Source organism: Variovorax paradoxus, from assembly GCF_024734665.1.
Taxonomy (GTDB): Bacteria; Pseudomonadota; Gammaproteobacteria; order Burkholderiales; family Burkholderiaceae_C; genus Variovorax.
Map to the genome: position 1 here is coordinate 3954684 of NZ_CP102931.1, position 20469 is coordinate 3975152.

Here is a 20469-nt window from a genome sequence, read left to right on the forward strand (position 1 = left end):
GCGCATGTTCATTCGATAATACGTCCTGACACGAATCTCCGAGCAGACAGAAACACGCGCTTCAGGCGCATATGCCTCATGACCCAAGGCTTTCGACTCGCCGCGGCCACCGGACTCCACAAGGGAGACCGCCCGTACCAACAAGACCAGGTGCTGCTGATGAGCCATCCGCGTGTGCCTGGCTGCGTGCTGGGCATCGTGGCCGACGGCATGGGCGGCCGCAGCGGTGGCCGCAAGGCCTCTGACCAGGTGCTGATGACGGCACGCCAGCTCTTCACCCGCTACCAGCCCGGCCGCGACGACCCCGAAGCCGTGCTGAAGCAGATCCTCGAAGATTCGCACACGGTCATCAAGCTCACCGCCGTCTCCAGCGAACAGGAGCCGCACAGCACGCTGGCGGCCTTCCTCATGACCCCCAAGGGTGACTGCGCCTGGATCCACGCCGGCGACTCGCGCATCTATCACTTCCACGACGGCCAGCTCATCAGGCGCACGCGCGACCATTCGTACGTGCAGGTGCTGATCGACCGCGGCCAGATCACCGAGGCCGAGGCCAACATCCATCCGCAGGGCAACATCCTGCTCGGCTGCCTGGGCATGACGACCACGCCGCCGCCCGTCGACCCCTACTACATCCCGAAGCTGGCGGCGGGCGACCTGCTGATGGCTTGCAGCGACGGGCTCTGGCACTACTTCAGCCCAGAAGAACTGGCGAGCGTGCTGTATGCGCAGCCGCCGCGCGATGCGGTCGAAATCCTGGTGGGTGAAGCGCGCCGCCGGGCCCGGGGCACCGGCGACAACATCTCGATTGCCGTTCTGAAGCTCGACCCGCTACCGGTCGCCGCCTGAGCGGTGCCCGGTCAGGGCGTGGGCGATGAAGCTGCCGGTGCCGGCAGTGGTGCCCCGCGCGGCTTGCTGCGGTTGGCGTTCTGCCGGTCGCGGCTGGCCCTGTGCTCTTCGGCGCGTTTCTGCTTGTCTTCAAAACGCTTGGCGGCCGTAGGCGCCTCGGCTTGACGCTGGGCCGCCTTGGCCTGCTCGTCGGCGTGCGCCTGCTGCTTGGACTGGAACTGACGCTCGCGCTCGGCTGTCTCGGCCGCTGTAGCTGCGCGGCTGGCCGCATGGTCGGCTGCGCGCTGTTCGCGCTCCTTCTGGCCCTGGACCGATTGCTCCTGCTTCTCGCGGGTGTCCTGCGGGCGCTGGGTGCCTGCCTTCTGGTCGAGCTTCTGCAGCTCGGCCGCGCCGCTGCGCTGGCGCAGGATGTCGTTTATGGCGGTTTCCTGCCGCTTGATGTTGTCGGTTTCCTTGCGGCGACGGCTGCGACTCTCGCGCAGGCAGTCTTCCACCGCGAACTTCTTGTAGCAGGCGGCCCGCTCTTCGACGAAGCGCTTCTCGATGGCCTCGCGCTCGGTGGAAAGCCGGCGCTTTTCGCCCTCGAGGTCGGCATTGCCCGCGGCGGCGTTGGACTGCGCCCACAGCGGCAGGCTGGCCAACGTCATGAGCAGGGCAAGAGCGAATTTTTTCATGTGAGTCGGGTGTCGACGATGCGGCGTTCCAGGGCGAGAAACTCGCTCGATTGCATTTCGGTGAGCCGGGAGACCGTGCGCGGAAACTCGTGCGACAGCGGCCCCTCGGTGTACAACGCCTCGGGCGGAACCTCAGCCGACATGATGAGCTTGCAGCGCCGGTCGTACAAGACGTCGACCAGCCACGTGAAACGGCGTGCTTCCGAAGCCATGCGCACCGGCATGTGCGGCACATCGGACAACAGCACGGTGTGGAACTGGCTCGCAATTTCGAGGTAGTCGTTCTGCGAGCGCGGACCGCCGCACAGCGTCTTGAAATCGAACCAGACCACGCCGCCGGCCTTGCGCCGAGCACGGATCTCGCGCTGCTCGATGTGCAGCACGGGGTTTTCGTCGGCCGTCTCGGCCAGCTTGTCGAAAGCCTTGCGCATTTCCTTCTCGGCCGCCGCGTCGTTCGGCGTGAGGTACATGCGCAGTTGTTCGAGCGTGCGGCGCCGGTAGTCGGTGCCGTTGTCGACGCTCAGCACTTCGAGCTTTTCGTTCAGCAGCGCGATGGCGGGCAGGATGCGGTCGCGGTGCAAGCCACCGGGGTACAGATCGTCCGGCTTGAAATTGGAGGTGGTGACGAAACCCACGCCGTTCTCGAACAGCGACACCAGCAGCCGATGAAGAATCATCGCGTCGGTGATGTCCGCCACGTGGAACTCGTCGAAGCAGATCAGCTTGTAGCGCTTGGAAATGCGCAGCCCAAGCTCGTCGAGCGGATTGACCGTGCCCTGCAACTCGCGCAGTTCGCGGTGCACCTCGCGCATGAACTCGTGAAAGTGCAGGCGCGTCTTGCGCCGCAGCGGCACGGCGTTGAAGAACAGGTCCATCAGGAAGCTCTTGCCCCGCCCGACGCCACCGTACATGTAGACGCCGCGCGGAAGCTCCGGCCGGTTGATGAACTTCTTCAGCGCATTCGAGCGCTGGGCCTTGTACTCGGCCCATTCGTTGGCGCAGCGATCCAGTGCCTCCACGGCATGCAGTTGCGCTGGATCGCTGTGGAACCCGCGCGCTGCGAGTTCCGCCTCATAGGCCTGTTTGACGCTGGTCAAAAGAAAGATCGCGAGATCAGAAGTTCAGCGTGCGCTTGTCCACGGCGAGTGCCGCTTCCTTCGTTGCTTCCGACAGCGACGGATGAGCGTGGCAGATGCGCGCGATGTCTTCGGCGCTGGCCTTGAACTCCATCGCCACGACGGCTTCGGAGATCAGCTCGCTGGCCTGCGGGCCCACGATGTGCACGCCCAGAATCTCGTCGGTGGCAGCGTCGGCCAGGAACTTGACCATGCCGGTCGTGTCGCCCAGAGCACGCGCGCGGCCGTTCGCGAGGAACGGGAAGGTGCCGGCCTTGTAGGAGCGGCCCGCTGCCTTGAGCTGCTGCTCGGTCTGGCCGACCCACGCGATCTCGGGGTTGGTGTAGATCACCCACGGGATCGTGTTGAAGTTGACGTGACCGTGCTGGCCCGCAATGCGCTCCGCCACGGCAACGCCCTCTTCCTCGGCCTTGTGCGCCAGCATCGGGCCGCGCACCACGTCGCCGATGGCCCAGACATTGGGCAGGCTGGTCTTGCACTCGTCGTCCACGGCAATGGCGCCGCGCTCGTCGAGCTTCAGGCCAACGGCTTCGGCGTTCAGGCCGATGGTGTTGGGCACGCGGCCGATCGACACGATCAGCTTGTCGACTTCCAGCGTCTGGGCTTCGCCCTTGGCATTGGTCCACGCAACGCTCACGCCCTTCTTCGACGACTTGATCTCGCCGACCTTGACGCCGAGTTCGATCTTGAGCTTCTGCTTGTCGAAGGCCTTCTTGGCTTCCTTGGCGATCTGCTCGTCCACTGCGCCGAGGAAGGTCGGCAGTGCTTCGAGCACCGTGACTTCCGCGCCGAGGCGACGCCACACCGAACCCATTTCGAGGCCGATGACGCCCGAGCCGATCAGGCCCAGCTTCTTCGGCACCGCGCCGATGCGCAGCGCGCCGTCGTTCGAGAGGATGTTTTCCTCGTCGAACGGTGCGCCCGGCAGTGCGCGGGCATTGGAGCCCGTGGCCACGATGATGTGCTTGCCGCTGATCGACTCTTCGGCGGCGCCCGCCACCTTGATCTCATAGCCGGTTTCGTCAGTCTTCACGAACGAGGCGCGGCCATGGAAAAACGTGATCTTGTTCTTCTTGAACAGGTACAGGATGCCGTCGTTGTTCTGCTTCACGACCTGGTCCTTGCGGGCCAGCATCTTGTCGAGGTCGAGGCCCAGGCCTTCGACCTTGATGCCGTGGTCCGCGAAGTGGTGGCCGGCCTGGTCGAAATGCTCCGACGATTGCAGCAGCGCCTTCGACGGGATGCAGCCGACGTTGGTGCAGGTGCCGCCCGGTGCGGGGCCGCCCTTGCCGTTCTTCCACTCGTCGATGCAGGCCACGTTGAAGCCGAGTTGCGCGGCACGAATGGCCGCGATGTAGCCGCCAGGGCCGCCGCCGATGACGACGACGTCGAATTGCTTGTTTGCCATCTGATTTTTTCTCCTCAGATGTCGAACAGCAGGCGCGACGGGTCTTCCAGCGCTTCCTTCATGGCAACCAGGCCCAGCACGGCTTCGCGGCCGTCGATGATGCGGTGGTCGTAGCTCATGGCGAGGTAGTTCATCGGACGGATCACGATCTGGCCGTTTTCAACCACGGCGCGGTCCTTCGTGGCGTGCACGCCGAGGATGGCCGACTGGGGCGGGTTGATGATCGGGGTCGAGAGCATCGAGCCGAAGGTGCCGCCGTTCGAGATGGAGAACGTGCCGCCGGTCATGTCTTCGATGCCCAGCTTGCCGTCTTGCGCCTTCTTGCCGAACTCGGCGATCTTCTTCTCGATGTCGGCAAAGCTCATCTGGTCGGCATTGCGCAGGATCGGCACCACCAGGCCGCGCGGCGAACCGACGGCAATGCCGATGTCGAAGTAGCCGTGGTACAGGATGTCATTGCCGTCGACCGAGGCGTTGATCACCGGGTACTTCTTCAGCGCATGCACAGCGGCCTTCACAAAGAAGGACATGAAGCCGAGCTTCACGCCGTGTTCCTTGGTGAAGTTGTCCTGGAAGCGCTTGCGCAGCTCCATGACGGGCGCCATGTTGACTTCGTTGAACGTGGTCAGGATGGCGTTGGTCGACTGCGATTGCAGCAGGCGCTCGGCGATGCGGGCGCGCAGGCGGCTCATCGGCACGCGCTGCTCCGGACGCTCACCCAGGTCGGGCGCACCGGTCGGTGCGGCAACTTGCGGCAGCGCCGGCTTGGCAGCCGGTGCCGCGATGGTGGCAGCCGCGGCAGGCTTGGCGCCCGAGGCAACCGCGCCGAGCACGTCACCCTTGGTGACGCGGCCGTCCTTGCCGGTGCCTGCGACGTCGCTGGTCTTCAGGTTGTTGTCTGCCAGCAGCTTGGCGGCTGCGGGCATGGCCACGTCGGACTTCGAACCGCCGGTGGCGGCTGCAGCTGCTGCCGGGGCAGGCGCTGCGGCAGCCGGAGCTGCTGCTGCGGGCGCTGCCGCCGGGGCTGCGGCCGAAGCCTTGCCTTCGGTGTCGATCTTGGCGATCAGCTGATCGGCCACCACGGTGGCGCCGTCGGGCTGCACGATTTCTGCCAGCACGCCAGCCGAAGGCGCGGGCACTTCGAGCACGACCTTGTCGGTCTCGATTTCGATCAGGATTTCATCGACGGCGACGGCTTCGCCGGCCTTCTTCTTCCACGTGAGCATGGTGGCTTCGGCCACGGATTCGGAAAGCTGGGGGACTTTGACTTCTACGATAGACATTTGGAGTGAGCTCCGTTTTGTTCTTCAGGGTATTCGTGTGAAAAGAAACTGGTTTTACTTGGTCAGCACGAAGCCCTTGAGCTTGCCAAACGCGCCATCGACGAGCGCCTTCTGCTGTTCCTGGTGCAGGTGCGAGTAGCCCACCGCCGGCGATGCCGAAGCGGCACGGCCGGAGTAGCCGAGCTTCTGGCCGTCCTGCATGTTTTCGTGGATGTAGTGCTGCACGAAGAACCAGGCGCCCTGGTTCTGCGGCTCGTCCTGGCACCAGACCACGTCGACGAGGTTGGGGTACTTCTTGATCTCGGCGGCGAATGCCTTGTGCGGGAACGGATAGAGCTGCTCGACGCGGATGATCGCCACGTCTTCGTCGCCACGTTCTTCGCGCTTCTTGGCCAGGTCGTAGTACACCTTGCCCGAGCAGGCGATCAGGCGCTTGACCTTCTCGGCCTTCAGGCCCTTGCTGTCGGGAATGACGGTCTGGAAGCTGCCCTTGGTGAACTCGGACAGCGGCGAGGTCGCATCCTTGTTACGCAGCAGCGACTTCGGCGTCATGATGATCAGCGGCTTGCGCAGGTTGCGCACCATCTGGCGGCGCAGCACGTGGAAGATCTGGCTGGCCGTGGTCGGCTGCACCACCTGCATGTTGGTGTCGGCGCTCAGCTGCATGAAGCGCTCCAGGCGTGCCGAGCTGTGCTCGGGGCCCTGGCCTTCGTAGCCGTGCGGCAGCATCATCGTGATGCCGTTGACGCGGCCCCACTTCACTTCGCCCGAGGCGATGAACTGGTCGATCACCACTTGCGCGCCGTTCACGAAGTCGCCGAACTGGGCTTCCCAGATCACGAGCGTGTTCGGGTCGTTCGAGGCGTAGCCGTATTCGAACGCGAGCACTGCTTCTTCCGACAGGATCGAGTCGATCACGACGAAGGGAGCCTGGTTGTCGGCCACGTTCTGCAGCGGCGTGTAGGTGCCGGTGTCGAACTTCTCGCGGTTCTGGTCGTGCAGCACGGCGTGGCGGTGCGTGAACGTGCCGCGGCCCGAGTCTTCACCCGACAGGCGCACCGGGTAGCCGCTGGCCACCAGCGAGGCGAAGGCCATGTGCTCGCCCATGCCCCAGTCGACGTTGACGTCGCCGCGGCCCATGGCGGCGCGGTCGTCCAGCACCTTCTTCACGAGCGGATGCACGGTGAAGCCTTGCGGCGGCGTGGTGATCTTCTCGGCCAGGCGCTTCCACTCGGACGAGGGAATGGCGGTGTCGCCGGCGTCGGTCCACTTCTTGTTGAGGTACGGGCTCCAGTCGACGGCGTACTTGCTCTTGAAGTTGGTGAGCACGGGGTCGACCGTGTTCTTGCCTTCGTCGAAAGCCGCGCGCTGCGCCTTGACCATGTCGTCGCCGAGCGTGTCGCCCAGGCCTTGAGCGGCCAGCTTGTCGGCGTACAGCTTGCGCGTGCCGGGGTGCTGGGCGATCTTCTTGTACATCAGCGGCTGGGTGAGCGAAGGCGTGTCCTGCTCGTTGTGGCCCAGCTTGCGGAAGCAGATGATGTCGACGACCACGTCCTTCTGGAATTCCATGCGGAAGTCCAGCGCGAGCTGGGTGGCGAGCACCACGGCTTCGGGGTCGTCACCGTTCACGTGCAGCACCGGTGCTTCGATCATCTTGACGATGTCGGTGCAGTACAGCGTCGAGCGGCTGTCGCGCGGGTCGCTGGTGGTGAAGCCGATCTGGTTGTTGATGACGATGTGCACCGTGCCGCCGGTGGAGTAGCCACGGGTTTCGGCCAGCGCCAGCGTTTCCATCACGACGCCCTGGCCTGCGAAGGCGGCGTCGCCGTGCACGATCACGGGCAGCACCTGCTTGCCCAGCGGGTCGGCGCGGCGGTCCATGCGGGCACGCACCGAGCCTTCGACCACGGGGTTCACGATTTCAAGGTGCGAGGGGTTGAACGCAAGGCTCAGGTGCACCGGGCCGCCGGGGGTGGTCACGTCCGAGCTGAAGCCCTGGTGGTACTTGACGTCGCCGCTGGGCAGGTCTTCGGGGGCGGTGTGATCGAACTCGGCGAACAGGTCGGCCGGCATCTTGCCGAGCGAGTTGACCAGCACGTTCAGGCGGCCGCGGTGGGCCATGCCGATCACGATTTCCTGCACGCCCTTGATGCCGGCCTGGTTGATCAGCTCGTCCATCGAGACGATGAAGCTTTCGCCGCCTTCGAGCGAGAAGCGCTTCTGGCCGACGTACTTGGTGTGCAGGAAGCGCTCGAGGCCTTCGGCCGCGGTCAGGCGGTTGAGCACGTGCTTCTTCTGCTCGGCGCTGAGCTTGGGATTGGTGCGGGCGCCTTCGAGCCGCTGCTGCCACCAGCGCTTGTGGTTCTGGTCGGTGGTGTACATGTACTCGGCACCCATCGTGCCGCAGTACGTTTCGCGCAAGGCGTTGAGCAGGTCGCGCAACGACATGGTCTCCTTGCCGAAGAAGGTGTTGCTGGTGTTGAACACCGTCTCGAGGTCGGCGTCGGTGAAGCCGTAGAACGAGGGCTCGAGTTCCGGAATGGCGGGACGCTCGGCGCGCTTGAGCGGGTCGAGGTCGGCCCAGCGGGCGCCGACATTGCGGTAGGCGGCAATCAGCTGCTGGACGGAAGTGCGCTTGCGGCCGAGTTCGGAATCAGCGCCGCTGGCCTGCACGACCTTGGTCGTGCCCTGCTTCGCGCGTTCGGCGAAAGCGTTGATGACCGGCAGGTGCGGGACGTCGCGGGTGTTGGTGCCGTCGGCGGCGGGAACGTTCTGCAACGCGTCGAAATACGAACGCCAGTTGTCAGGCACGCTGCCGGGGTTGGAGAGGTAGTTCTCGTACATCTCCTCGACATAGGGCGCATTGCCGCCGAAGAGGTACGTGTTGCCTTGATAGGCGGTATACGCCGAGGGCGTCGATGAATCGCTCATGATCCGCTGACCTTCGCTTCCCTGAAGGAAGCACTAGCTGGTTAAGAAACCTTCCGCGACACGGCTGAACCGATTGGCGGATGCGACTGTGGCTGGGGAAGGGCCTGAGTACCTTGGCATTGTGCCACGTCAACCATATGACGGTTCGACGGAGCTTCGCAACCCCTGCCCCGCTCACTCAGCCCGAAGAAAGTAACTGTTTGATCTGCTGCAGCGTGGCGGGGTCGTCGATGGTGGTCAGGTCGCCGGGGTCGCGCTGCTCGCACACGGCCTGGATGGCGCGGCGCAGCAACTTGCCGCTGCGAGTCTTGGGCAGGCCGCTGACGAAGCGCACGCGGGCCGGCCGCGCCAGGGCGCCGAGCTGGTCGGCGACCACCTTCATGATCTCGCCTTCGAGCTTCAGAGCCACGTCGGCGTCGGTCACGGCGCGGCTGTCCTTCGGCACGACGAAGGCAATGGCTACCTGACCCTTGAGTGCGTCGGCCACGCCGACCACCGCCACTTCGGCCACGTTGGCGTGGCCCGAGATGCTCTCTTCGATCTCGCGCGTGCCCAGGCGGTGGCCCGCCACGTTGATCACGTCGTCGGTGCGCCCGAGGATGTAGAAATAGCCGTCCTCGTCGCGAATGCCCCAGTCGAAGGTCGAATAGACCATCTTGCCGGGCACGCTTTTCCAGTACGTGTTGACGAAGCGCGCGTCGTCCTTCCACACGGTCTGCATGAAGCCCGGCGGGGTCGGCCCCTCGACCACGACGACGCCCTTCTCGTTCGCGCCGGTCAGTTCCTCACCGGTCGATTCGTGCAGGATCCTGACGCGGTAGCCATACATCGGCACGCCCGGGCTGCCGAACTTGCTGGCCTTGGCCTCCACGCCGTTGGCGATCGTGATCATCGGCCAGCCCGATTCGGTCTGCCAGTAGTTGTCGATGATCGGCACGCCCAGGCCTTCGCTGATCCAGCGCGCGGTCGGCTCGTCGAGCGGCTCGCCGGCCAGGAACAGCGCGCGCAGCGTCGACAGGTCGTACTTTTTCAGCAGTGCCGGGTCCTGCCTCTTGAGCACGCGCACGGCCGTGGGCGCACTGAACATCACCGTGACCTTGTACTTCTCGACGAGGCGCCACCAGATGCCGCCGTCGGGCTGCTGGTCGATACCCTGCGTGGGCAGGCCCTCGTACATGATCGTCGCCATGCCGGCGATCAGCGGGCCGTAGACGATGTAGCTGTGGCCCACCACCCAGCCGATGTCGCTGGTGGAGAAGTAGGTTTCCCCGGGCCGGCCACCGAAGATGTGCTTCATGCTCGCGGCCAGCGCAACCGCATAGCCACCCACGTCGCGCTGCACGCCCTTGGGCTTGCCGGTGGTGCCGCTCGTGTAGATGGTGTAGCTGATGTCGGTGGAGGCAAGCCATGTGCAGGGCACGCTGGCATCAATGTGCTTCTGCCGCAGTTCGGCGGCGAGATGGTCGCGGCCGGCCGTCAGTTCCATCGGCGCAAGGCCGCGGTCGGTCAGCAGCACCGCCGAAGGCTTGTGCTTCGACAGCCGGATCGCCTCGTCGAGCAACGGCTTGTATGCGATGACCTTGCCGCCGCGCGAGCCGGCATCGGCACTCACGATCACCTTGGGCTCGGCGTCCTCGATGCGCGTGGCCAGCGAGCCGCTCGCGAAGCCGCCGAACACCACGCAGTGGATCGCACCGATGCGCGCGCAGGCCAGCATGGCGAAGGCTGCCTCCGGAATCATCGGCATGTAGATGAGCACGCGGTCGCCCTTGCCCGCACCCAGCTCGACCAGGCTGGCCGCGGTGCGCTGCACCTCGGCGTGCAGTTCGGTGAAGCTGTAGCTCTTCTCGACGCCGGTTTCGGTGGAAACGAAGATCAGTGCGGACTGGTCGCCCCGTGCCGCCAGATGCCGGTCGACGGCGTTGTGGCAGAGGTTGGTCGTACCACCCACGAACCAGCGCGCGAACGGCGGCTGGCTGGCGTCGAGGATCTGTTGCGCGGGCGCCTGCCAGTCGATCAGCTTCGCCTGCTCGGCCCAGAAGGCCTCGGGCGCATCGACGGATTGGCGATAGAACTCTTCGTAGCGGCTCATCTTGATTTGTCTCCTGTTATTTATTCCGTTCCGGCGGCAGCGCCAAAACTGAATTCATAATTATGGAGACCGATCTTGCAGCAAGCTGACGGCCGGAACAATCCGGCCGAGACCTGCCGCGCAGGCTGCAGGGCCTGCGGTCCGGTTACCGGACGAGCGAAAGCAATTCAGGAAATGCGGGGTGCTCCGCCGTGCGCAGCCACTCGAAGCCGACCATCTCGGTCGTCACGAGCTCGGCACCGGCGCCGGCCAGCCGGTCGAAGGCGGCATCGCGGTTGCGCTCGGTGCGCGAACTGCAGGCATCGGTGACGACCCAGACTTCGAATTCGTCTTCCAGCAGGTCGAGCGCGGTCTGCAGCAGGCAGACATGGGCTTCGCAGCCGGCGATCACGATGCTGTTGCGCTCCTCGGCCGCGGCAGCGGGCTTTTGCAGATGCTTGGGTAGACTGCGTGCGTTGCCCTGCGGCGCCTTAGCTGGCACGCGCAGCCACTCGCCCAGGCCCTCTTCCACGCCGCTGAAGTGCATCTTCGACAGGGTACGCTGGCACAGCGCGCGGATGTCGGGCAGGTTCTCGCCCAGGCTGGATGGGTTGTGCTCGGTGCCGAACACCGGCACCTGGAACAGCCGCGCCATCTTGCCGAGCCGCACTGCGTTCTGCGCGACCGCATCTCCCTCGAAGATCGCCGGCATCAGCCGCGCCTGGTAGTCGACCAGAACGAGTTGGGATTGCGAGGCGTCGAGCAGCATGAACAGTTTCTTTCAGGTATCGGTTGAATTGGGCTGAACCGTACCACCGAAACGACCGGCTTGGCGCGGGCCGCCATCGACGCGCTGCACGAGTTGCGCAACGTAGGCTTTGAACAGAGCATCGGCCGACTGCCTGAACATGCGGATGCGCCCGGTGTGCTGCATCAGCAGCAGGCCGACGCCGTGCGCAAACAGAGACGTGTTTTCCTGCAAGGCGGCGTCTGCGTCGAGCCCCATCGCCTGCAGCGCTTCTTCGCACGGGCGCAAGGCCTGGTAGAGGTGGTCGTTCAGTTCGTGGTCTAGCTCGCTGGTCAGGCCGCGCGGGCGCATGCCCTGCACCAGATAGAAGCCCAGGTCGAGTTCGCGCGGGTTCGCGGCGTAGAAGTCGAACCACGCCTGGGCCCTGGCGGCGAGCGTCTGGTCGGGGCTGTCCGGCGCCACGGGGGCATCGGCCACGGCCGCCTGCAAGCGCTGGATCGACTCGCCGAGCAAGGCCGCGTAGATCGCCTCCTTGCTCTCGAAGTACGAATAGATCGCGCCCGGCGTGTAGCCGGCCTTGCGGGCAATTTCGCGAATGCTCGCGCCCTCGATGCCGGCCTCCAGGAAGACCGCGCGAGCGGCGTCGAGCACGAGCGTGCGGCGGGCGTCGGTGAGCGCCTGGCGGCGTTGGAGCTTGGCGTGCATGGGCGGGACTATAGCCCTTGGATTGATCACAGCTCCAATTTTTTAATCGTTGATTGAAAAATTGAACGATGTTTAAATTTGGACAAAATACAGGAGACAAACACGATGAACGCCCCGCTCCCCAGCGCCACCCTCATGTCCGGCAACGACTACCGCGAGTCGCTGCGCCGCTACAGCCCCAACGTCTTCGTCGATGGCCGCCGCGTCGACAGCGTGGCCGACGAACCGACCTTCCAGCCAGGCATCAATGCCATCGCCCTCACCTACGACTACGCCCTGAAGAAGGAATACGAGCCACTGATGACCGCCGTGCAGCACACCAGCGGCAAGCGAGTCAACCGGCTGTCCCACATCAACACGGGCGCTGGCGACCTGCTCAACAAGCTCGAAGCCGTGCGGCTGGTGTGCCAGGAAACGGGCTGCGCCCAGCGCTACCTGACGCACGATGCGCTCAACGCCATCGCCCAGGTGTCGGCCCGCATCGACGACGCCCGCGGCAGCACCGAGCACACCGCCCGCTTCCACGACTACCTGCATCGCGTGCAGGACCAAGACCTGACGCTGGGCGTGGCCATGACCGACGCCAAGGGCGACCGCAGCCGCCGGCCGCACGAGCAGGCCAACGTCGACAGCTACCTTCACGTGGTGGAGCGCAACGCGCGCGGCATCGTCATCTCGGGTACCAAGGCCATCGTGACCGGCGCGCCCTATGTGCACGAGCTGCTGGTCATGCCCTGCCGCAACATGGGCAAGGAAGATGCCGATTTCGCCGTCTGCTGCGCCGTGCCGCTGGACGCGCCCGGTCTCACCATCGTCGCCCGGCCAGCCGGCCGGCCCGGCGAAAAGCTCGAGCACGGCGACGCACTTTTCAGCCGCAAGTACGGCCAGAGCACCGGCGTGTGCATGTTCGACAGGGTCTTCGTGCCGTGGGAGCGCGTGTTCTACGCCGGCGAGTGGGAACATTCCGGCCACCTGACCTACAGCTACGCCACGCACCACCGGCACAGCTGCATCGGCGCCCGCGCCGGCTTCGGCGACCTGCTGATCGGCGCCGGCGCACTGATGTGCGAGGCCAACGGCTTCGACCCGGGCAAGGAAAGCCACCTGCGCGAGCAGATGGTCGAGCTCATCACCATCACCGAGAGTTTCTTCGCCTGCGGCGTGGCGGCCAGTGTCTACGGCAAGGCCGACGAGCACTGCGAAGTCTTCATGCCCGATGCGGTATTCAGCAACATCGGCAAGCTGCTGCTGGCCACGAAGATCTACGACATGCACCGCATCGCGCACTACGTGAGTGGCGGCCTGATCGTCACCCTCCCCGGCCCCGACGAAGACCACAACCCCGAGACCGCCGCCCGCCTTTCAGACGTGCTGCGGGCCAACCCGGCCATTCCCTACGAGCAGCGCATCGAAACAGCCCGCTTCATCGAAGACCTGACAGCTGGCTACCAAGGCGGCTGGTACAGCGTGATCAGCCTGCACGGCGGCGGCTCGCCCGCAGCTATGAAGCAAGAGATCTGGCGCAATTACCCGGTCGGCTCCAAGGTCGAGCTGGTAGAACGCATCCTCGAACGCGGCGTCGCGGCCGACGGCTCGGCCGCCGCCGCGCCGCACGACCCGGGCCGCGCCATCACCCGCAACCGCCAGCCCGGCAAATGCTGCGACACCGGCTGCACCACACCCGGACAACCCGTTATGGTCGATCTGCCGGCATCGCGGCGCGCCTAGACTCAGGCGGATGAAGATCTTCTCGAAGCGGCTGTGCCTCGCAGCGCTGGGCGTGGGCGCCGCGCTGCTCGTCGTGGCCTGCGGCGGCGTGCGCAAGGCCACGGTGCCGATGGCGACTTCGCTCGAAAAGAGCAGTTGCGCACGCAGCAATGTCGACACGCTGCTGGTGATGCTTCCCGGCGCGTACTCGACGCCCGACGAGTTCGAGCGCGAAGGCTTCGTCCGCGCCGTCCGCGAGAACCGCATCGCGGCGGACGTGATGCTGGTCGACGCGCATCTCGGCTACTACAACAGCAAGACCATCCTCGAGCGACTGAGCGCCGACGTGATGGCTCCGGCGCGCAACCAGGGCTACAAGCACATCTGGTTCGTCGGAATTTCCCTCGGCGGCTTCGGCGGGATGCTCTATGCGCAGACGCACCCCGGCGAACTCGCGGGGCTGGTGACGCTCGCGCCCTACCTCGGCGAGCGCACGCTCGGCACCGACATCGCCAATGCCGGCGGCCTCGCCAGGTGGAACGGCCCGCTGGTCGATCCGGCCGAGAGCCCTCCCCGCACGCCCAACGAAACACAGCTCTGGCAATGGCTGCGCGGCTACGCGGGCTTCACGCACACGGCGAGCGCCCGGCCGCCGCTCTACCTGGGCTACGGCCTCGACGACCGCTTTGCCTTCAGCAACCGACTGCTCGCGGAAGCGCTGCCGGCCGAGCGCGTATTCACGACCGAGGGTGGCCACGACTGGCCCGAGTGGACGCGTCTGTGGCGCCGCATGCTGCCGACCCTGCCTCTGCCGGGTTGCCCGGGCTGAAAGCGCCGCGCCTCAGTTCGGCCGCAGGCGCAGCAGCTTGCCGTCGGCCTCGTCGGTCAACACATAGAGCAATCCGTCGGGCCCCTGCTTCACGTCGCGGATGCGGGCACGACCTTCGGCCAGCAGCTTGTGCTCGGCCACTACCTTGCCGCCCTTCAATTCGATGCGGTCGAGATAGCCAAACTTGAGCGAACCCACGAACAGGTTGCCCTTCCAGCCCGCGCCGTACCGGTCGCTGGTCAGAAACGCCATGCCGGACGGCGCGATCGACGGCACCCAGTAGTGCAGCGGCTGCTCCATGCCGTCTTTGGCGGTGATGCCGTCGCCGATCTTGCCGCCGCCGTAGTTCTCGCCATAGGTGATCACGGGCCAGCCGTAGTTGCGGCCGGCCTGCGGGATGTTGATTTCGTCGCCGCCCTGCGGGCCGTGCTCGGTCATCCAGAAGCGACCGTCGGGCGCGAGCGCTGCGCCCTGGCCGTTGCGGTGGCCGTAGCTCCAGATCTCGGGCAAGGCACCCGCCTTGCCGACGAAGGGGTTGTCCTTGGGCACCGTGCCGTCCTTGCCGATGCGCACGATCTTGCCAAGGTGATTGTCGAGCTTCTGCGCATCTTCCTTGCGACTGAAACGGTCGCCGAGCGTAAGAAACAGCGTGCCGTCGCGCGCCTCGACGATGCGGCAGCCGAAGTGATTGCGGCTCGCCACCTTGGGCTGCTGGCTGAAGATGATCTTCAGGTCTTCGAGCTTCGTGCCGTCGGCAGACAGATTGGCGCGGGCCAGCGCCGTGCTGTTGGCCGAACCGCCGGCATCGGGTTCGGAAAAGCAAAAGTACAGCGTGCGGTTCTTCTCGAAGCCCGAATCGGCCAGCACGTCGAGCAAGCCACCCTGACCGCCTGCTGCGATGGGAGGCAAACCTGCGATGGGTGCGCCGATCTTTCCGTCGGCACCGATCAGCCGGAGGCGGCCGGGCCGCTCTGTCACCACGAATCGACCGCCCGGCAGAAAGGCGACGCCCCAAGGGTTTTCCAGGCCCGTAGCCACCGTTTCGGGGCGCATCTGTGCCATCGCATTGACACAAAGACCCAGCGCGGCAACCACTGCAAAGCGGCAAACAAGAGAAAAGGACGGCTGGATCTGCAAGTTCATGACTTTTCCGGGTAGTTGCGGCGATCTTGGCGAGAAATAGCAACCGAATCCAGCTTGACAGCCGGTTCACCCGAAGCCCAAAGGCCCATTCGCGGTCAACCACTTATGAGCAATAAACGTTCACCGTTACATTTTTTCTTCGACCGGATCAAAATTTTTCATGTAAATCAATGACTTACAGATGCATTCGCTAATTCTGATTAAATTGACATAACCGCGCGTCATCAATATCCTACGCGCCATGCGTTTTTTCGTCCTACCCGCGTCCCTCCTATTTGCCGTCGCTGTTCATGCGGCCCCTCAACAGGAAAAGACCGATGACGAGTTGGCACGAATGCTGGCCGACAAAGGCATCATCGGGCAGCTCAAGCAGGTTCGCCAGACCGTCACAGAGCGCACTTCCGATCTGGTGGTGACTGCCATCGGTTTCTTGGGCGTTCCCTATCGCCGCGGCGGCAACACCGCCGAATCGGGTTTCGATTGCAGCGGCTTCGTTCGCGCCATGTACAACCAGACGGTCGGCCACATGCTCCCGCGCCGTGCCGAAGAGCAAGCTGCCGCCACCGAGAAGATCGACGCCAGCCAGCTCAAGCCTGGCGATCTCGTGTTCTTCAACACCATGCGCCGCGCCTTCAGCCATGTCGGCATCTATGTCGGCGAAGGCAAGTTCATCCACTCGCCCCGCTCCGGCGCCCAGGTTCGCGTGGAAGACATGAACGGCAGCTACTGGCAGCGCCGCTTCGACGGCGCCCGCCGCGTGTTGGGTGGACCGACGGATGAAGTGAAGGCTGCAGCCGTCGCCAATACCGGCAACTGAGCCTTCCCCCGAATTCAGAACGAAAAAAATCCCGCCTCGGCGGGATTTTTCATGGGCGCTCGATCAGCAGCGCCCTTCTGTTCTGTCTTGTCAGCTCTTCTTCGCAGGCGGCAGATCGGTACAGGTGCCGTGCGCCACTTCCGCCGCCATGCCGATGCTTTCGCCCAGCGTCGGATGCGGATGGATGGTCTTGCCGATGTCGATCTCGTCCGCACCCATCTCGATGGCCAGCGCGATCTCTCCGATCATGTCGCCAGCGTGCGTGCCGACGATGCCGCCGCCGAGGATGCGATGCGTCTCTGCATCGAACAGCAGCTTGGTGAAGCCTTCGTCACGGCCGTTGGCAATGGCACGGCCCGAGGCCGTCCACGGGAAGTGCCCCTTCTTGATCTTGATGCCTTCGGCCTTGGCCTGATCTTCGGTGAGGCCCACCCACGCCACTTCAGGGTCGGTGTAGGCCACGCTCGGGATCACGCGGGCATTGAAGGCGGCGCTGGAGAGCTCCTTGTCGCCCTTCTGCTCGCCGGCAATGACTTCAGCTGCCACGTGCGCCTCGTGCACCGCCTTGTGCGCCAGCATGGGCTGACCCACGATGTCGCCGATGGCGAAGATGTGGGGCACGTTGGTGCGCATCTGGATGTCGACCGGAATGAAGCCACGGTCGCTCACGGCCACGCCGGCTTTCTCGGCGCTGATCTTCTTGCCGTTGGGGCTGCGGCCCACGGCCTGCAGCACCAGGTCGTACACCTGCGGCTCCTTCGGTGCCTGCTCGCCCTCGAAGGTGACCTTGATGCCCTCCTTCGTGGCTTCGGCGCCGACCGTCTTGGTCTTGAGCATGATGTTGTCGAAACGCGGCGCGTTCATCTTCTGCCAGACCTTCACGAGGTCGCGGTCGGCGCCCTGCATGAGGCCGTCGAGCATTTCGACCACGTCCAGGCGCGCGCCCAGCGTGGAATACACCGTGCCCATTTCAAGGCCGATGATGCCGCCGCCCAGCACCAGCATGCGCTTGGGATCGGTGCCCATCTCGAGCGCGCCGGTCGAGTCGACCACGCGCGGGTCTTTCGGCATGAAAGGCAGACTCACCGACTGCGAACCGGCCGCGATGATCGCGTTACGGAACTTGACGGTCTGCTTGCTGCCCGTGGTGTCCCAGCTGGTACCGGAGGTTTCTTCGACCTCGATGTGGTACGGGTCGATGAAGTTGCCGACGCCGCGCAGCACCGTCACCTTGCGCATCTTGGCCATGGCCGTGAGGCCGCCGGTGAGCTTGCCCACTACCTTGTTCTTGTGGCCGAGCAGCTTGGCGCGGTCGACCGTGGGCGCGGCAAAGCTGACGCCGAGGTCGGCGAAGTGCTTGACCTCGTCCATGACGGAAGCCACGTGCAGCAGCGCCTTCGACGGGATGCAACCGACGTTCAGGCACACGCCGCCGAGGGTGGCATAGCGCTCGATCAGCACCACCTTCAAGCCGAGGTCGGCCGCGCGGAAAGCGGCCGAATAACCGCCGGGGCCGGCGCCGAGCACGATCACGTCGCACTCGACATCGACCTTGCCGCCGTAGCTCGACACGGCCACGGCCGCCGAGGCGGGGGCCGCCTTGGGTGCCGGGGCTGCTGCTGCCGCTGGCGCAGGTGCCGCCGCTGCGGGCGCGGGCGCCGCGGCGCCACTCACCTCCAGCGTCAGCACGACCGAGCCTTCCTTGACCTTGTCGCCCACCTTCACGGCCAGCGCCTTCACCACGCCGGCGGCGGACGACGGAATCTCCATCGAGGCCTTGTCCGATTCGACCGTGATCAGCGACTGCTCGGCCTTGACCGTGTCTCCGACATTGACCAGCACCTCGATCACCGCGACTTCGTCGAAGTCGCCGATATCGGGCACCTTGATTTGTTGTTCGCTCATTTGGACACTTTCAGTTTGAGTGTGAGAACGTCGACCGGTGGGGCCGAATTGCGATCGAATTCGCAGGCGGCGGCAATGCCTGCCTCCGCCACGTCGCGCGAGTTGCGCGACTTGATGTCATAGGCCGCGTGCATGGCGCCGAGTGCAAAGCTGCGTCCCGAGCCAATGGCCCAGAACTCCTTGAACTCGAACACCTCGCGGTAGCTGTAGATGCCGTAGATGCCGCTCTGGTTGGCCATCAGCATCGTGAACTGGCTCGACTCGTAGGGCTCGTGCTCGTCTTCCTTGGTCTGCATGAAGAACGTGTCCTTCAGCACCGGATGCAGCATCGTGAAGGTGCGGAAGATCTCGTGCTTGCTGCCGAACAGCAGTTTCTCGCGCTCCTGCGCGGCCAGCGCGTGCTGCAGCACCAAGAAGTGCGCGGCGGCGCCGGCCACGGCGAACAGGCTCTGCCCCGCCGCGTCCTCGACGGTGAAGATCTTCTGGTTGGCTTCGGCGCGGTGCGAAAGCCGCGTGTCGCCGAAGGTCACCAGAGAATCGGCTGCCATCGTGACCTGGCCGCCTTTGCGGACGGCCACTACGGTGGTCATAGCAGGATTCGACGGTAGTCCGCGAGCACCTGGCCCAGGTAGGCGTTGAAACGCGCAGCCAGGGCGCCGTCGATCACGCGGTGGTCGTACGACAGCGACAGCGGCAGCGTGAGACGCGGCACGAACTGCTTGCCGTCCCACACCGGCTTCATCTGGCCCTTGGAGAGGCCGAGGATGGCCACTTCAGGAGCGTTGATGATGGGCGTGAAGTGCGTGCCACCGATGCCGCCGAGCGAGCTGATCGAGAAGCAGCCGCCCTGCATGTCGGCCGAGCCGAGCTTGCCGTCGCGCGCCTTCTTGGCGAGTTCGCCCATCTCGGCGCTGATCTGCAGGATGCCCTTCTTGTCGGCATCCTTGAGCACAGGCACCACGAGCCCGTTGGGCGTGTCGGCCGCGAAGCCGATGTGGAAGTACTGCTTGTAGACCAGTTGATCGCCGTCGAGGCTGGCGTTGAAGTCGGGGAACTTCTTCAGCGCCGAGACCACCGCCTTGATCACGAAGGCCAGCATCGTGACCTTGACGCCCGACTTCTCGTTCTCCTTGTTGGTGGAGACGCGGAAGGCTTCGAGCTCGGTGATGTCGGCTTCGTCGTTGTTGGTGACGTGCGGAATCATCACCCAGTTGCGATGCAGGTTCGCGCCGCTGAGCTTCTTGATGCGCGACAGGTCCTTGCGCTCGACAGTGCCGAACTTGGTGAAGTCGACCTTGGGCCACGGGATCAGGCCCAGCGCCGCGCCGTCGGCGCCGCCCCCTGCCGGCGCCTTGGCCGCCGAGGCCTTGGTGCTGGCCTGGCCGCTCATCACGGCCTTGGTGAAGCTCTGGACGTCTTCCTGCGTGATGCGGCCCTTGGGACCGGAGCCCTTGACCTCTTCGAGCGGCACACCGAGTTCGCGGGCGAACTTGCGCACCGAGGGCGAGGCGTGCGGCAGGCCGGCGCTGGGCGCGACCGTCGGCTGGTGGGCCGGGGCGGCTGCAGCAGGCGCCGATGCGGCGGCGGCCGGTGCGCTGGCAGTTGCGGTTGCCGGGGCGGCGGCCGCAGCCTGTGCAGGCGCCGGGGCAGCAGCGCCCGCAGTACCTTCGAGCACGGCAATCAGGTCACCGATGTTGACCGTGTCGCCGACCTTGACCTTGAGTTCCTTGAGCACGCCGGCAGCCGACGACGGAATCTCCATCGAGGCTTTGTCCGACTCCACCGTGATCAGCGACTGCTCGACCTTGATCGCGTCGCCCGGCTTCACGAGCACTTCAATGACGGCGACGTCCTTGAAATCGCCGATGTCCGGCACCTTGATCTCGACCGGACCCGAGGCTGCCGGGGCGGCAGCAGGAGCTGCGGCGGCCGGCGCAGGCGCGGCGGCTGCGGGAGCCGCTGCAGGCGCAGGGGCCGGCGCTGCTGCAGCACCCGCTCCCTCGGCCTCGAGCACGAGCACCACCGAGCCCTCTTTCACCTTGCTGCCGACTTCGACCTTCAGTTCCTTGACCACACCGGCCGTGGACGACGGGATTTCCATCGATGCCTTGTCCGATTCGACTGTGATGAGCGACTGCTCGGCCTTGACCGTGTCGCCCACCTTCACGAGCACCTCGATCACCGCGACTTCATCGAAATCGCCGATGTCCGGCACCTTCACTTCCACTGCTGCCATATCGTTGTCTCCCGCCGTAAGGCGCCG

General features: G+C 65.2%; 16 protein-coding genes. 4 read left to right on the forward strand and 12 right to left on the reverse strand.

The window, feature by feature from the left end; translation table 11 throughout:
- The first annotated feature begins 78 nt into the window (after positions 1-78).
- Positions 79-849 (forward strand): PP2C family protein-serine/threonine phosphatase, encoded by a 771-nt coding sequence (locus NWF24_RS18860; RefSeq protein ID WP_258349856.1) that lies wholly within the window; start codon positions 79-81, stop codon positions 847-849.
- Between the two features lie 11 nt (positions 850-860).
- Here the strand turns inward: NWF24_RS18860 and NWF24_RS18865 are convergent, their stop codons facing one another.
- From NWF24_RS18865 to NWF24_RS18900, 8 genes are all read right to left on the reverse strand, one after another.
- Positions 861-1523 (reverse strand): hypothetical protein, encoded by a 663-nt coding sequence (locus NWF24_RS18865; RefSeq protein WP_258349857.1) that lies wholly within the window; start codon positions 1521-1523, stop codon positions 861-863.
- Positions 1520-2620, reverse strand: coding sequence for a cell division protein ZapE (gene zapE, locus NWF24_RS18870; protein WP_097199423.1), 1101 nt, complete (start codon positions 2618-2620; stop codon positions 1520-1522). The genes NWF24_RS18865 and zapE overlap by 4 nt, the downstream gene beginning before the upstream one ends.
- Positions 2621-2636: 16 nt before the next feature.
- The gene (lpdA, locus tag NWF24_RS18875) at positions 2637-4067 is read right to left on the reverse strand and encodes a dihydrolipoyl dehydrogenase (protein WP_258349858.1); all 1431 of its coding nucleotides are present in this window, start codon (positions 4065-4067) and stop codon (positions 2637-2639) included.
- Between the two features lie 14 nt (positions 4068-4081).
- A complete protein-coding gene (odhB, locus tag NWF24_RS18880) occupies positions 4082-5350 on the reverse strand; it encodes a 2-oxoglutarate dehydrogenase complex dihydrolipoyllysine-residue succinyltransferase (RefSeq protein ID WP_258349859.1) in 1269 nt (422 codons plus the stop codon).
- Positions 5351-5404: 54 nt separating this feature from the next.
- Positions 5405-8281 carry a 2-oxoglutarate dehydrogenase E1 component gene (locus NWF24_RS18885; protein WP_258349860.1) on the reverse strand — a complete coding sequence of 959 codons (2877 nt, stop codon included), beginning with the start codon at positions 8279-8281 and terminating at the stop codon, positions 5405-5407.
- Positions 8282-8459: 178 nt separating this feature from the next.
- Positions 8460-10397, reverse strand: coding sequence for a propionate--CoA ligase (locus NWF24_RS18890; protein WP_258355317.1), 1938 nt, complete (start codon positions 10395-10397; stop codon positions 8460-8462).
- Between the two features lie 121 nt (positions 10398-10518).
- On the reverse strand, positions 10519-11121 hold the full coding sequence (locus tag NWF24_RS18895; RefSeq protein WP_258349861.1) for an isochorismatase family protein: 603 nt from the start codon (positions 11119-11121) through the stop codon (positions 10519-10521).
- A 12-nt stretch (positions 11122-11133) separates the two neighbouring features.
- A complete protein-coding gene (locus tag NWF24_RS18900) occupies positions 11134-11805 on the reverse strand; it encodes a TetR/AcrR family transcriptional regulator (RefSeq protein ID WP_258349862.1) in 672 nt (223 codons plus the stop codon).
- 105 nt (positions 11806-11910) lie between these two features.
- On the opposite strand from NWF24_RS18900, the gene NWF24_RS18905 reads away from it, so the two are divergent.
- Together NWF24_RS18905 and NWF24_RS18910 are read left to right on the forward strand one after the other, a co-directional pair.
- Complete coding sequence (locus tag NWF24_RS18905) at positions 11911-13533, forward strand: 4-hydroxyphenylacetate 3-hydroxylase family protein (protein WP_258349863.1); 1623 nt, start codon at positions 11911-11913, stop codon at positions 13531-13533.
- Between the two features lie 10 nt (positions 13534-13543).
- Complete coding sequence (locus NWF24_RS18910; RefSeq protein WP_258349864.1) at positions 13544-14341, forward strand: alpha/beta fold hydrolase; 798 nt, start codon at positions 13544-13546, stop codon at positions 14339-14341.
- A 12-nt stretch (positions 14342-14353) separates the two neighbouring features.
- On the opposite strand, the gene NWF24_RS18915 is transcribed toward NWF24_RS18910, so the two are convergent.
- Complete coding sequence (locus NWF24_RS18915; RefSeq protein ID WP_258349865.1) at positions 14354-15484, reverse strand: PQQ-dependent sugar dehydrogenase; 1131 nt, start codon at positions 15482-15484, stop codon at positions 14354-14356.
- A gap of 241 nt (positions 15485-15725) precedes the next feature.
- On the opposite strand from NWF24_RS18915, the gene NWF24_RS18920 reads away from it, so the two are divergent.
- The gene (locus tag NWF24_RS18920) at positions 15726-16301 is read left to right on the forward strand and encodes a C40 family peptidase (RefSeq protein ID WP_093052277.1); all 576 of its coding nucleotides are present in this window, start codon (positions 15726-15728) and stop codon (positions 16299-16301) included.
- Between the two features lie 90 nt (positions 16302-16391).
- Here the strand turns inward: NWF24_RS18920 and lpdA (NWF24_RS18925) are convergent, their stop codons facing one another.
- From lpdA (NWF24_RS18925) to aceF, 3 genes are read right to left on the reverse strand one after another with little or no spacing between them, the layout of a single operon-like run.
- Positions 16392-18206: a dihydrolipoyl dehydrogenase gene (gene lpdA, locus NWF24_RS18925; protein ID WP_258349866.1), complete on the reverse strand. Its 1815-nt coding sequence runs from the start codon at positions 18204-18206 to the stop codon at positions 16392-16394.
- On the reverse strand, positions 18203-18796 hold the full coding sequence (locus NWF24_RS18930) for an MFS transporter (protein ID WP_258349867.1): 594 nt from the start codon (positions 18794-18796) through the stop codon (positions 18203-18205). The genes lpdA (NWF24_RS18925) and NWF24_RS18930 overlap by 4 nt, the downstream gene beginning before the upstream one ends.
- The gene (gene aceF / locus NWF24_RS18935) at positions 18793-20442 is read right to left on the reverse strand and encodes a dihydrolipoyllysine-residue acetyltransferase (RefSeq protein WP_258349868.1); all 1650 of its coding nucleotides are present in this window, start codon (positions 20440-20442) and stop codon (positions 18793-18795) included. Before aceF ends, NWF24_RS18930 begins: the two co-directional genes overlap by 4 nt.
- Positions 20443-20469 lie beyond the last annotated feature (27 nt).